Genomic DNA, 13,783 nt, shown 5'->3' with positions numbered 1-13,783 from the left:
GTGTGATGATGAAAGATGCTCATAAGGTTGTCTGGACGGAGGGGATGTTTTTGCGCCCCCACCATTTCCAGCAGGCGGAAAACTATCTCGAAGGCTATATGCGCAACTGGGGCCAGGCCCACAGCGGCTGTTTCTGGGGTTTCCTCACCCTGGATCTGGACCAAACGCTGCTGCGCCAGGGCAAGATTGCCCTCAACGCCGCCAGCGGCATCATGCCGGACGGCACGCCGTTTCGCTTCGCCGGCGCCCAGCAGGCGCCCGCGCCGCTGACCATCGCCGAAAACAAGACCGGCGAAAACGTGGTGCTGGCCCTGCCGACCTACCGCGCGGGGCGTGAAGACGTGATCTTTCAGGAAAGCCCGGAGGCGCTGGCGCGCTATCTGGCTTACGAGAATGAAGTCGACGATCTCAACGCCGTCTCGGTGGGCAGCGCGGCGCTGCAGTTTGGCCGCCTGCGCCTGCGGCTGATGCTGGAGAGCGAGCTCAACGCCGAATGGACGGCGCTCGGCGTGACCCGCGTGCTGGAAAAACGCGGCGACAACAGCCTGCGCCTCGATACCGCGCAGATCCCACCGATGCTGAACTGCCAGGGCAACCCGGTACTGAAAACCTTCATCAACGATCTGCAGGGCCTGCTGCAACAGCGCAGCCAGCAGATGAGCCAGCGCCTGCTGCAGCCGGGCCGCGGCGGCAGTTCCGAAATGGTTGATTTCATGCTGCTGCAGCTGATCAACCGCCACCTCGGCCAGGTGAGCCACGCCTACCACCTCGACCATCTGCACCCGGAGCGCCTGTTCGCCGATTGGCTGCAGTTCGCCACCGAGCTCGCCAGCTTCTCGGCGCAGCGCACCCCGGAAGGCCGTCTGCCGGTGTATGACCACGACAACCTGGCGCTGTGCTTCGGCAAGCTGATGCTGTTGCTGCGCCAGGGGCTGTCGGTGGTGCTGGAAGACAACGCTATTCAGCTGACGCTGGTCGAACGCTCCCACGGGCTGAACGTCGCCACCGTGCAGGACGCCAAAATGATGCGCGACTTCGGCTTCGTGCTGGCGGTGCGCGCCGACGTGGCCGCCGAGGTGTTGCTGACCCATTTCCCGGCGCAGATGAAGATCGCCCCGGTCACGCGCATCCGCGATTTGGTGCAGCTGCAGCTGCCGGGCATCGGTTTGCGCACCATGCCCGCCGCGCCGCGCCAGATCCCCTATCACGCCGGCTACACCTACTTCGAGCTGGAAAAAGGCGGCGACCTGTGGAAACAGATGGAAAAATCCAGCGCCTTCGCCCTGCACCTGGCGGGCGAATTCCCGGGGCTGGACATGGAATTTTGGGCGATTCGCAGCCATACGGACCGGTAACCTATGACTCAGGAAAATAGCATGGCGCCGGCGGCCAACCCGCTGGTGGACGCCGCCAACCCGCTGCTGAACGCCATTTCGCAGATCCGCCAGTCGGCCACGCACGCCAACCCGGCGCAGCTGCGCCAACAGCTGATCGACGAAATGCGCCGCTTCGAGATCCGCGGCCAACGCGCCAACCTGCCGTACGAGGTGATCATCGGCGCGCGTTATTGCCTGTGCACCGCGCTGGATGAAGCGGCGGCGCTGACCCCGTGGGGCAGCAACAGCGTGTGGTCCGGCAGCGGGCTGCTGGTGACCTTCCATAACGAAACCTGGGGCGGCGAGAAATTCTTCCAGCTGCTGGCCAAGCTGTCGCAAAGCCCGCGCGAGCACATCAACCTGCTGGAGCTGATCAATTATTGCCTGCTGCTGGGCTTTGAAGGCCGCTATCGGGTGATGGAAAACGGCCGCTCGCAGCTGGAAACCATGAAACAGCGCCTGCTGCAGCTGATCCGGTCGGTGCGCGGCGGCTATGCCCCGCCGCTGTCGCCCCATGCGCTGGATCTGCCGGTACAGCAGAAACTGTGGCGCCCGCTGGTGCCGCTGTGGGCCTGCGTGGCGCTGACCGGCTTCCTGGCTTCGCTGCTGTTCATCGCCCTCAACTGGCGGCTGGGCGACAACACCAGCCCGGTGCTGGCGGCGATTTACCAAACCAATCTGCCGCAGGTGGCGATCGGTAACCCGGCGCCGGCCGCGCCGCCGACGCTGAGCCTGAAAAGCTTCCTGCGCAAAGAGATCGCCGAAGGGCTGGTGGTGGTGCGCGACGAAGCGCAGCAAAGCGTGGTGATCCTCAAAGGCGACGGGCTGTTCGACTCCGCCGCCACCACGGTGCGCGCCAACTATATTCCGGTTATCGACCGCATCGCCGCCGCCATGAACGGCGTCAGCGGCAAAATCCTGGTCACCGGCTACAGCGACAACGTGCCGATCCGCAGCGCCCGTTTCGCCTCCAACTGGGAGCTGTCGCTGGCGCGCGCCGAAGCGGTCAGCGCCCGGTTGCAAAAGCACCTCGCCAACCCGCAGCGGGTCAAGGCCGAGGGCCGCGGCGAAAGCAACCCCGTCGCGCCGAACGATAACAAAGTGAACCGCGCGTTGAACCGCCGGGTAGAAATTACGCTGTTGGTCGCCCCGGAAAATACCCAGGCGGAAATCAACGGCTTGCCGCAAGGAACCGGAAAGTAATGCTCAGTACGTTATTCTCCATCATCACCAGCCGCCTGCTGTGGGGCTTTGTCGGCATCACCGCGCTGGCGTTCATCATCTGGATGATCGGCCCGCTGGTGGCCATCGGCGACTATCGCCCGCTGGAGCCGGAACTCAACCGCCAGATCGCCATCGGCGTTATCTACCTGATCTGGTTCCTGTGCCGCCTGATCCCGCGCCTCTACAGCGCCTGGTTCAACAGCCGCCTGCTGAGCAACCTGCGCGCCGCCGAAGCGGTGCCGGCGGAAGACGGCAAGCCCGAGGTCAAACAAGACGATCAGTTGGCGCAGCGCTTCGACGAAGCGGCGCAGCTGCTGAAAAAGGCGCGCTTCACACCGGGCCAGGGCGACGGCAAACACCGCTGGATGACCCGTTTCAGCCGCCAATACCTGTACCAGCTGCCGTGGTATGTGATCATCGGCGCGCCCGGCGCCGGCAAGACCACCGCGCTGGTCAACTCCGGCCTGCACTTCCCGCTGGCGGATCGCTTCGGCAAATCCGCGCTGCGCGGCGTGGGCGGCACCCGCAACTGCGACTGGTGGTTTACCAACGACGCCGTGCTGCTCGACACCGCCGGCCGCTACACCACGCAGGAAAGCCAGCGCGAAGAAGACGCCGGCGAGTGGCAAAGCTTCGTCGCGCTGCTGAAAAAATACCGCACCCGCCAGCCGATCAACGGCGTGATGGTGACCATCAGCGTCGCCGATCTGCTGAGCGACAGCGCCGAAGCGCGCGCCGCCCAGGCCAGCGCGCTGCGCAAACGCCTGATCGAACTGCACGAACAGCTGGGCATTCACTTCCCGGTCTATGTGCTGGTCACCAAAACCGACCTGCTCAACGGCTTTATGGCCTACTTCGGCAGCTTCGACAAAGCACAGCGCGACCAGATCTGGGGGTTCACCTTCCCTTACGAGCGCTCGCGGCAGCCGGACTTCAACCTGAACGCCGCTTTCGAACAGCAATACGCCCTGCTGCAACAGCGGCTGGACGCGGCGCTGCCTGATACGCTGCTGATGGAGCACGACGCGCGCCAGCGCGCCGAAAGCTACCTGTTCCCGCAGGAGTTCGCCGCGCTGCGCCCGCTGCTCGGCCAATACCTGGAGCAGGTGTTCGCCACCTCCAGTTTTGAAACCCGCTTTACCCCGCGCGGCATCTATTTCACCAGCGGCACGCAGGAAGGCCTGCCGTTCGACCGGGTGATGGGCGAGCTGAACCGCTATCTGCAGCTGCCGACGGCAAACTCAGGGGCGCAGGCCAACGCGGCCTGGGACAGCGTGGGTCAGGAAGCGCCAATCCCGGCGGCCAAGGGCCAAAGCTTCTTCCTGAAAGAGACGCTGGAATCGGTGGTCTTCCAGGAATCCGGGCTGGCGGGCAGCAACCGCTGGTGGGAATACCGCAACCGCGCCCTGCACTGGGCGGGTTACATCGCGCTGGCGGTGATCCTGGCGGTGCTGGCGATGCTCTGGTTCACCAGCTACGGCAACAACAAGGCCTATCTGGCGGAAGTGGCCGCCAAAGTGCCCGGCGTCGAGCGCCAGGGGCAAAACCTGACGCAGTTGGGCAACGGCGACATGTTCTCGCTGCTGCCGTTCCTCAACAGCCTGCTGCACCTGCCGGACAGCCAAAACTTTTCGCTGGACGATCCGCCGTTCACCTACCGCATGGGGCTGTTCCGCGGCGATCAGGTGAGCGACGCCGGCAATGCGCTGTACCAAAAAGCGCTGAAAGAGCTGCTGCTGCCGCAGGTGGCGCAACAGATCGCCACCACGCTGCGCAACGACAACCACGGCGATGCGGACTTCAGCTACGAAGCACTGAAAGCCTACCAGATGCTGTATTTGCCGAAGCAGTACGACGGCAAATTCCTGCGCGCCTGGGTGATGCTCAACCTGCAGCGCAACCTGCCGCAGGGCAGCACCCAGAAACAGCTGCAGCAGATCGAATGGCATCTGGGCCAGCTGCTGGATGCGCAGATCCAGGCCTCGCCTTACGCCAAAGACGACCCGCTGGTGGCGCAGGCGCAGGCCGCCATCAACCGGGCGCCGCTGTCGCAGCGCGTCTACGGCCGCCTCAAGCGCCTGCTGCTGAAGCAGACCGACATCAAGCCGGTCAGCCTGGTCGATTTGGCCGGCCCGCAGACCGAGCTGGCGTTCAGCCGCAAAAGCGGCAAACCGGTGACCGACGGCGTGCCGGGCCTGTTTACCTCGCAGGGGTATTGGAAAGCGTTCAACGACAACATCGATCCGGTGACCGACACCCTGCGCAAGGAAGACGTCTGGGTGTTGAACAGCCAGACGCCGGAGCAGAAGAGCGCTGATTTGACCAAAACCATTCGCCAGCTGTACATGCAGGACTTCATCAGCGCCTGGGATGAGCTGCTGGGGGATATCCAGCTGGCCAACATCGGCAACCTGACCCAGCGCATCAGCAGCGCACGCCTGCTGTCCGGCACCCCGTCGCCGATGCGTAACCTGCTGGTCAACGTCAGCAAAAACGTCACCCTGCGCGACGAGAAAAGCGACGCCGACTCCCGCTCGCTGCTGGCCAAAACCGAAGACAGACTGAATCAAAACGCCAACCGCACGCTGGAAGCGCTGTTCACCAACCGGCCGGCCAACGCCGACGGCGACGTATCCGCCCAGCCGGAACAGCTGGTGATGGCGCACTTCGCGCCGCTGCTGGAGCTGGCGCAAAGCCAGGGCGAAGGCAATAAGGCGATCCCTTTCGACAGCGTGCTCAAGCAGGTCGATGAGCTGTACAGCTATCTGACGGCGGTTCAGGGCGCGGCCAACAGCGGCATGTCGGCGCCACCGAGCGACATCATCCCGCGTCTGCAGGCCGAATCCGGCCGCTTGCCGGTGCCGTTCAAACAGATGCTGCTGTCGCTGGCGATCGGCGCCAGCAGCGACACCCAGCGCAAAGAGATGGAGAACGTGAAAAAGCGCATCAGCTTCGAGGTCGGCAGTTTCTGCCGCCAGGCGATCGCCGGCCGTTATCCGCTGGTGGCCCGGGCGCGCCAGGAAGTGACGCCGGACGATCTGGCGCGCATGTTCGCGCCGAACAGCGGGCTGATGGACAGCTTCTTCCGCGACAACCTGCAGGGCAAGGTCGACACCACCCGCGCCAACTGGCGCTTTACCCCCGGCGTGGACGGCAAGACGCTGCCCGGCGGCGAGGGCATCCTGCGGTCGTTCCAGCAGGCGCAGCGCATCCGCGACGCCTTTTTCGCCAACGGCACCGCGACGCCCTCTTATCGCGTGACCGTGCGGCCGGTGCGGATGGATAACGACATTCTCAACCTGACGCTGGATATCGACGGGCAGCTGTTCAAATACAGCCACGGCCCGCAGGTGCCGCTGGTGGTCAGCTGGCCGGGCACCCGCAATACCAACCAGGTGCATCTGCAGCTGGCGCTGGCCAACGGCACCACCGCCAGCCTGGTGACCAGCGGGCCGTGGGCGCTGAACCGCCTGGTGGATATGGCGCAGTCTTCGGGCACCGGCGGCCTCGGCCGCCAGGCGACCTTCAATCTTGACGGCCACCGCGTCACGCTGGAGTTCACGCCCAACAGCATTCGCAATCCGTTCCAACTGCCGGCCTTCTCGTGCCCGTAGCCCCGAAAGGACATGACCATGAGCACTGATTCAAGCGCCCCGACGAGCATCGGCTGGTACGGCAAACTCCCTTCCGCCGGCGACTTCCTGCAACGCCGCCTGCCCGATCCGGTGGTCAACAACTGGGCCCACTGGTTCCATAACGGGCTGGTGAATTTGCAGCGCGATGCGCAGGGGCCGAACGGCCACCCGTTCAGCAACGCACCGGTGTGGAACTTCGTGATCCCCGCCACGCTCGGCAGCCCGTACGTGCAGATGGGCTGCCTGTTGCCGGCGCGCGATCGCGTCGGGCGACGCTACCCGATCTGCGCGCTGCGCCTGTTCAGCCAACAGGATTGGCGGCCGCAACAGCTGAACATGGCGGCGAGCTGGTACCAACAGCTCGGTTATACCCTGCTGAACGGCGTGCGCAACGGTTTCTCCGCCGAGCAGATCGACCGTACGTTGCAGGCGATCCCGGCGCTGCCCAGCCCGCCGGCGGAAGCGGATTCCGAGATATTGTCGATTATCGGTTTCCAGCATCCGGACGTACCGGGCCTCGGCTGGCAACAGGCCGCCGACTGTTTCGACCCGGCGCAGTACACCAGTTTCTGGTGGACCAATCAGGCCGACGGACACCCGCTCTACACCCACGTGCACAGCGGCAACCTCACCGTGCAGCTGTTTTCACTGCTGTTCGAGCCCAACGGCTGGGCGCGCCCCGGCCGCGGCGGCCAGTACCCGCAAATGTTTGATTAACATCGCTCGTTGAAGGAAATTTTATGGCTATCGACACCGATACCCTGCTGGCACCGGTCGACGCGGACAACCCCTGCGGCGACAACCTGGAATACGACGCCGACTTTCTGGCAATGGAACAAGCCGCCACCGGCAAGGCCGAACAACAGTTCGGCAGCACCATCATCCCGGAAGAAGCGCCGGATTGGGTGCAGGTCGAACGCCTCGCGACCTCGCTGCTGGCGCGCACTAAAGACCTGCGCGTCATGTTGTATCTCACCCGCGCCTGGACCCAGCTGCGCGGGTTGCCGGGCTACGCCGACGGGCTGACGCTGATCCACCAGTCGATGGCCCGTTACTGGGACGCCCTGCAGCCGCCGCTGGAGTTCGACGGCGAGGCCGACCCACTGTTTCGCATCAACGCGCTGGCCGACCTTGGCGACAAAGCCGCGCTGGCCGCCAGCGTGCGCGCCGCGCCGCTGCTGAAAAGCGCCGCCGGTGAAATCTCGCTGCGCGATGCCGGCGCCCTGCTCGACGGCAGCAAGCAGGAGTGCCCCAACTTTCCCGGCGGCCGCGCACGGCTGCAGGATGAGCTGGCGCAACAGGATCGCCCCGAAGGCGCCCTGGTGGCGCGCATCGCCAACACCCTGAGCGCCATTCGCGGCGAAGTGACCCGTCATCTGGGGGAAAGCGCGCTGCCGGAAATGAGCGCGCTCACCAAGGTCTTTTCGCTGGTGGCACTCGCCGGCCAGAGCGAGGCCCCGGCCGCCGCCGAACCCGACGCCCCGCCGGAAGCCGCCGCCGTGCAGCCACCCGCCGCCGTGCAGAGCGCCACCGCCCCGCTCAACTGGCGCAGCGCGCAGATCCAGTCGCGCGACGACGCCCAGCTGATGCTGGACAAGGTGAAAAACTATTTTCGTCTTCATGAGCCGAGCCACCCGGCGCCGCTGATGATCGATCGGGTTCAGCGGTTGATTACGCTGGACTTTATGCAAATCGTCCGCGATTTGGCGCCCGATGGGCTTAACCAACTGGAGACCATTCTCGGTCGCCCCGACAACGAGGAGAACAGCTAGCCGCCGACCTTTGTTCTCTTGACGCATCCGATACCGTCTGCCCCTGCGCAGACCCGAATCAGAACCTGACTCTCCCAGCCGGACGAGGCGCGTTCCCAATCGCCATTAGATGGAGTAAATCATGTCAAACTCGAAATCCCGCAGCGGGCAGAAATTCATCGCCCGCAACCGCGCGCCGCGCGTACAGATTGAATACGATGTCGAAATTTATGGCGCAGAGCGCAAAATCCAGCTGCCGTTCGTGATGGGCGTGATGGCGGATCTGGTGGGGAAAGCGGTCGATCCGCAAGCCAGCGTGGAAGAGCGCAAGTTCATGGAGATCGACGTCGACAACTTCGACGAGCGCATGAAATCGCTGAAGCCACGCGTCGCTTATCAGGTCGACAACACCCTGACCGGCGAAGGCAAGCTGAACATCGATCTGACCTTCGAAAGCATGGAAGACTTCTCCCCCGCCGCCATCGCCCGCAAGGTCGACGCGCTGGACAATCTGCTGGACGCCCGCACCCAGCTTTCCAACCTGCTGTCCTACATGGACGGCAAGAATGGCGCCGAAGAGCTGATCTCCAAGATCCTGCAAAATCCGGCGCTGCTGCAATCCCTGACCGACGCGCCGAAGCCGGCGGTTAACGACGAAAACAACGAGCGTGAGGATTAATCGATGAGCAACTCGCCTCAGCAACAAAATGCGTTGCAGACCACCGAGACTTTTTCCAGCGATGAATTCAGCGCGCTGCTGAACAAAGAGTTCCGGCCGAAGACCGATCAGGCCAAAGAAGCGGTCGAGAACGCGGTGAAAACCCTGGCGCAGCAGGCGCTGGAAAACACCGTCACCGTTTCTTCCGACGCCTACCGCACCATCCAGGCGCTGATCGCGGAAATCGACGAAAAGCTGTCGCAGCAGATCAACCAGATCATTCACCACGACGACTTCCAGAAGCTGGAAGGCGCCTGGCACGGCCTGCATTATCTGGTCAACAACTCCGAAACCGACGAGATGCTGAAGATCCGCTTCATGAGCATTTCCAAGCAGGAGCTGGGCCGCACGCTGAAGCGTTATAAAGGCGTGGGCTGGGACCAGAGCCCGATCTTCAAGAAAGTCTACGAAGAAGAGTATGGCCAGTTCGGCGGCGAACCGTTCGGCTGCCTGGTGGGCGACTACTACTTCGATCACAGCCCGCAGGACGTGGAGCTGCTGGGCGAAATGGCCAAGATCGGCGCCGCCTCGCACTGCCCGTTCATCGCCGGCACCGCGCCAAGCGTGATGCAGATGGAGTCCTGGCAGGAGCTCTCCAACCCGCGCGATCTGACCAAGATTTTCCAGAACACCGAGTACGCCGCCTGGCGCAGCCTGCGCGAGTCGGAAGACGCGCGCTACCTGGGCCTGGTGATGCCGCGCTTCCTGGCGCGCCTGCCGTACGGCATCCGCACCAACCCGGTGGACGAGTTTGACTTCGAAGAAGACACCGACGGCGCGACCCACGGCAACTACACCTGGACCAACGCCGCCTACGCCATGGCCGCCAACATCAACCGTTCGTTCAAAGAGTTCGGCTGGTGCACCGCCATTCGCGGGGTGGAATCCGGCGGCGCGGTGGAAAACCTGCCGTGCCACACCTTCCCGAGCGACGACGGCGGCGTGGACATGAAGTGCCCGACCGAGATCGCCATCAGCGATCGCCGCGAAGCCGAGCTGGCCAAAAACGGCTTTATGCCGCTGGTGCACCGCAAAAACTCCGACTTCGCCGCCTTTATCGGCGCGCAGTCGCTGCAGAAGCCGGCGGAATACTACGATGCCGACGCCTCCGCCAACGCCCAGCTTTCCGCGCGCCTGCCGTACCTGTTCGCCTGCTGCCGCTTCGCGCATTACCTGAAGTGCATCGTGCGCGACAAAATTGGCTCCTTCCGCGAGCGCGACGACATGGAACGCTGGCTGAACGACTGGATCATGAACTACGTGGACGGCGATCCGGCCAACTCCTCGCAGGAAACCAAGTCGCGCAAACCGCTGGCCGCGGCGGAAGTGCAGGTGGAAGAGATCGAAGACAACCCGGGCTATTACAGCGCCAAGTTCTTCCTGCGCCCGCACTACCAGCTGGAAGGCCTGACCGTCTCCCTGCGCCTGGTGTCGAAGCTGCCTTCGCTGAAGCAAAACGACGCGTCCTGATGGGCTGAAGTCAGGCCGCGATAGTGCGGCCTGGCTGATACATCAACCTCATCACAGGGAAAGAAAGATGAAGACAAAACGGTTTTATCTGGCATCGCTGTTGGCGGTCGTCTGCTCGCTCTCCGCCGCGCCGCCAGCTTTCGCAGAGCAGACATCGATAGCACATTTGACGTCCGATGATGTCAATCTGCCGGGCAGTGACTTTTTCCGTTTCTATCGCAGTGCAGATAAACAGGAAAAAGAGAAAGCGCGGATTTATTTGCTGGGCGTGTTGGACGCGACGGAAGGCAAAAGCTGGTGCCAATACAGCCAGCTACAAACCGTCACTCTGCAGGAGTTTGTGTTCGAATTCTTTAATAAACTTCCCGCTGCGCGCCTGCACGAAAGGGCTGCCCCCCTGATTGAAGAGGCTCTTGCAACTCGCTTCCCGTGCAAAGGAGGCAAAGCATGAAACCTTTATATCGTCAGCTAAAAAGCAGCCATTACTCCTCTGATTACTCTAGCTCGGGATATTTGGCCGCAGAAGCCGTTTACGCTGAGATTGGTTATGAGCTTGATGCGCTTCTAAAGCAAAACCCTGGTTATGCCAATACCTGTGCCGTCCGCATGAGCCTGGCGCTGTTGAAAGCCGGCATAAGCTTCAAAGGCCGCCTGCCAATCAAAAAAGGCGCCTATAAGGGTAAAACGATTGAACCCGGAGCCAAACTGCTGGCCGATCAGTTGCATCGCTCCAGTAGTTTTGGCAAAGCCAAAATTTTCTTTAATGCTCCAGATGCAGAGAAGGGTATCGGCAATAAAAAAGGCGTCGTGTTCTTCAATAAAATAACCAACTATGATGGCGGACACATTGATCTGATCGAACCAGAAAACTCGCTATTGACCTGCCATTCCCATTGCTATTTTAACTGCAAAGAAGTCTGGTTTTGGGAATTAAGCTAGTGTTCCATCGGCTTGTCAGTAAATGCATGAGGTTTGGTTTAACTGCATGCTTGCAGATCGAAAAAAAACCAGAACATACATTGAACCCAGACAACGCGAAATAATTAAGCATTGAGCCATTAGCACTTAATAGTGGCTCGGTAACCCGTACCGATAGTTTTCGGTATTTAATAAGGTGCATGGCACAAGGATATAAATTGGTAATGCATTACCACACTTGCAATTCCTGCTGCTATTACCTGAGTTTTTCAACGTAACGTTAATACTACTGTTAACCCTTAATAAAGAGTGAAGAAACTATGGCTATTGATATGTTCCTGAAAGTTGAAGGTGCCAGCGGCGAATCTAAAGATTCGAATCACAAAGGCTGGACCGACATTACTTCTTTCTCCTGGGGCGCTTCTCAACCGGGCAATATGGGCGTTGGCGGCGGCGGTGGCGCCGGTAAAGTGTGCTTCAACGATCTACACGTTAACGCGCTGGTCGACAAGTCAACCCCGGCGCTGCTGAAGCACTGCTCCAGCGGTAAGCACCTGACCAAGGTTGAGTTGTCTGTCTGCAAGGCGGGCGGTACTCAGGTTGAGTACGTTAAAATCACCCTGGACGACGTGCTGGTCACCGCCGTGCAGTACACCGGCGCAGGCGGCGAAGACACCGTGGGCGTCACCTACTCGTTCCAGGCGGCCAAAGTGAAACAGCAATACTGGGAGCAGAGCGACAAAGGCGGCAAAGGCGCCGAAAGCAGCGCAGGTTGGAACATCAAGGAAAACCGCGAAGCTTAATTTGTATGCCCCCCGGTTACGGCCGGGGGTCTAATATAGGGAAATAACAATGAATAATAACCGCCCCATTTTTTCAGCCGCATGGGCTGCAAGCACTAAAATATATAACGCGCAATATTCAGCTCAGAATGTTGCCGAGATTATCGGTGGGCGTGTAGCCATGAATATTGCGCCTAATGGAAAGTGGGAAAACACCTGCGCTGTACGCATGAGCTACATCTTGAATAAATCTGGCTTTCCCATTCCTTATGTAAAAGATCAGACCGTATCAGGTGCCGATCGTCAATGGTATTTTTTTAGAGTTAAAGATCTTATCGCTTATTTGACAAAGATCTGGGGCAAACCCGACCTTCGAGTCAAGTTCCCTCCTCCAGGTGGTGGTGAATTAGCAGGAAAGAAGGGGATCATATTGTTTGAAATTGCAGGTTGGAGCGATGCCGAAGGACATGCTACGCTCTGGAATGGGAACGGCGATTGTTATGATCATTGTTATTTCAATGAACCAGAAGCTCGCTATACAACAAATTACGCTAACTTTTGGGTATTGAGATGAAAAAAATCCTTATCTCCTTTTTTTGTCTATATGCCACTTGTGCTATAGCACAGAAAAATCAAGAAGAACCTATTGAAAAGTGGCCACCGCAGGCAGCATACAGAAACTATTTGCAAAACTATAAAGATATCGCTCTAACCTACTGCATTTCAGTCGCTTATAAGACATCACCAGAAGCCAGCAAAGATGCAATTGCCTCATCGAATGGAATCGATGCGTGGTCATACTATGCAATTCGTGATGAAGAATCCCCTATCATTGCGCTGACAAAGCAGTACTTGCAAAAGAATTACAATGCTAAGGATGGGAAAAGCCGCTTAGACTTAATGAAGTGCATGGATATGTACCATAGTAAAGATCTTGACAAACTTGCGAAAGACTATGTTCAGCGCCCTAATGATAATTGGGTGAAAGACAATCCGGATAGAATAAATGAAAATCCTCCTCGGAAATAATCAGTGAAAAGAATCTTACTGACTGTGGCCATCGCCGCAACGTTGAACGCTAATGCAGCGACAAAAATTGACTACTCCCCTGCCGAGTACCTCAAAAACTACGCGCTTAGCGTTTGTATCGCCGAGGGGTACTCAGCGAAAGAAGTCAAAAACGATGCCGCCGCTGCCGCCAGGGGTTACATGGAGTTCGGCGATTATTCTCTGGAAGCGCATACAGCTGTCAGGGCGCTGGCAAAAGAATTTCTGGCAAAGCCCTATGACAGCATGTCTCGGGAGCCGATGACGATGGCAAAGTGCATCGATCTTGTACATAGCCAAGCGTTGCAAGCCATCATCAAGAAGTACCAAGGGAAAGACGACAACTGATATCAGAGTTGCTCAAACGACGGCTCATATCAAAGGTTATCTCGGATGAGAAGATACACGCACTTTTTAATGTCTCTGCTGCTCGGAAGCCATGTAGCCCTTGCTGAAAACTCGCTCAATGCTTTATCGCAAGAGGCACTATATAAAAATTGGTTAACCAGCCGCTGCATTGGGAAATCCACTGACTCAGAAAGAACCAAACAAGACGCCTTCCGTTCCGCTTCCGCCTATTTAGAATTGAGTAAACTGCCGATGGATGCATTTGAACAAGGTGAAAAACTGGCTGAACAGTACGCAAATAAAAATAGCCAAGGCTCAGTTCAAGGGACTTACCATACTTTAGATTGTCTTTCACTGCAGAGCGCCAGTGAAGCTAACGTCATCTTTTCTCGCTACTCTAATCAGTAAATTAGTTATAAGAGGGTAGTTACCTTGGGATAATCAAGAAATCTAATTTCAATTCTCTAATCAACAAGCCTTCAATTAATAACAAAAGCATTTCGTAAAATTAAGA

At 59.3% G+C, this 13,783-nt stretch carries 14 protein-coding genes; all 14 read left to right on the top strand.

The annotated features are described in order from the left end of the window. Positions 1 to 8 precede the first annotated feature (8 nt). The 14 genes from tssK (at position 9) to REA38_RS00995 (ending at position 13,677) form a co-directional block, all read left to right on the top strand. Positions 9 to 1,355: a type VI secretion system baseplate subunit TssK gene (gene tssK / locus REA38_RS01060; protein ID WP_033638522.1), complete on the top strand. Its 1,347-nt coding sequence runs from the start codon at positions 9 to 11 to the stop codon at positions 1,353 to 1,355. A gap of 21 nt (positions 1,356 to 1,376) precedes the next feature. Then, the gene (locus tag REA38_RS01055; RefSeq protein WP_049272050.1) at positions 1,377 to 2,579 is read left to right on the top strand and encodes a DotU family type VI secretion system protein; all 1,203 of its coding nucleotides are present in this window, start codon (positions 1,377 to 1,379) and stop codon (positions 2,577 to 2,579) included. Continuing rightward, positions 2,579 to 6,214, top strand: coding sequence for a type VI secretion system membrane subunit TssM (gene tssM / locus REA38_RS01050; protein WP_308884630.1), 3,636 nt, complete (start codon positions 2,579 to 2,581; stop codon positions 6,212 to 6,214). The genes REA38_RS01055 and tssM overlap by 1 nt, the downstream gene beginning before the upstream one ends. 18 nt (positions 6,215 to 6,232) lie before the next feature. Next, entirely contained in the window at positions 6,233 to 6,952 is a 720-nt protein-coding gene (gene tagF, locus REA38_RS01045; protein WP_033647808.1) for a type VI secretion system-associated protein TagF, read from the top strand. A 23-nt stretch (positions 6,953 to 6,975) separates the two neighbouring features. Then, entirely contained in the window at positions 6,976 to 8,007 is a 1,032-nt protein-coding gene (gene tssA / locus REA38_RS01040) for a type VI secretion system protein TssA (protein ID WP_060423725.1), read from the top strand. Between the two features lie 121 nt (positions 8,008 to 8,128). Next, positions 8,129 to 8,665 carry a type VI secretion system contractile sheath small subunit gene (tssB, locus tag REA38_RS01035; protein ID WP_033635026.1) on the top strand — a complete coding sequence of 179 codons (537 nt, stop codon included), beginning with the start codon at positions 8,129 to 8,131 and terminating at the stop codon, positions 8,663 to 8,665. A gap of 3 nt (positions 8,666 to 8,668) precedes the next feature. Further along, complete coding sequence (tssC, locus tag REA38_RS01030; protein ID WP_016927259.1) at positions 8,669 to 10,174, top strand: type VI secretion system contractile sheath large subunit; 1,506 nt, start codon at positions 8,669 to 8,671, stop codon at positions 10,172 to 10,174. A 67-nt stretch (positions 10,175 to 10,241) separates the two neighbouring features. Beyond that, on the top strand, positions 10,242 to 10,625 hold the full coding sequence (locus REA38_RS01025) for a Rap1a/Tai family immunity protein (RefSeq protein WP_025303292.1): 384 nt from the start codon (positions 10,242 to 10,244) through the stop codon (positions 10,623 to 10,625). Continuing rightward, positions 10,622 to 11,113, top strand: coding sequence for a T6SS effector amidase Tae4 family protein (locus REA38_RS01020; RefSeq protein WP_041035661.1), 492 nt, complete (start codon positions 10,622 to 10,624; stop codon positions 11,111 to 11,113). Before REA38_RS01025 ends, REA38_RS01020 begins: the two co-directional genes overlap by 4 nt. 299 nt (positions 11,114 to 11,412) lie before the next feature. Then, positions 11,413 to 11,895: a type VI secretion system tube protein Hcp gene (locus REA38_RS01015; protein WP_004961372.1), complete on the top strand. Its 483-nt coding sequence runs from the start codon at positions 11,413 to 11,415 to the stop codon at positions 11,893 to 11,895. A gap of 49 nt (positions 11,896 to 11,944) precedes the next feature. Then, positions 11,945 to 12,448 carry a type VI secretion system amidase effector protein Tae4 gene (locus REA38_RS01010; protein ID WP_308884615.1) on the top strand — a complete coding sequence of 168 codons (504 nt, stop codon included), beginning with the start codon at positions 11,945 to 11,947 and terminating at the stop codon, positions 12,446 to 12,448. Continuing rightward, complete coding sequence (locus REA38_RS01005; RefSeq protein ID WP_033653617.1) at positions 12,445 to 12,903, top strand: T6SS amidase immunity protein Tai4 family protein; 459 nt, start codon at positions 12,445 to 12,447, stop codon at positions 12,901 to 12,903. Before REA38_RS01010 ends, REA38_RS01005 begins: the two co-directional genes overlap by 4 nt. Positions 12,904 to 12,915: 12 nt before the next feature. After that, positions 12,916 to 13,269, top strand: a complete 354-nt coding sequence (locus REA38_RS01000) for a T6SS amidase immunity protein Tai4 family protein (protein ID WP_308884705.1) — start codon at positions 12,916 to 12,918, stop codon at positions 13,267 to 13,269. A 69-nt stretch (positions 13,270 to 13,338) separates the two neighbouring features. Further along, entirely contained in the window at positions 13,339 to 13,677 is a 339-nt protein-coding gene (locus REA38_RS00995) for a T6SS amidase immunity protein Tai4 family protein (RefSeq protein WP_234553140.1), read from the top strand. Positions 13,678 to 13,783 lie beyond the last annotated feature (106 nt).

The organism is Serratia sp. MF1(2023) (genome assembly GCF_030954545.1).
GTDB lineage: Bacteria > Pseudomonadota > Gammaproteobacteria > Enterobacterales > Enterobacteriaceae > Serratia > Serratia sarumanii.
This window is presented reverse-complemented; position numbering and strand designations above follow the sequence as displayed.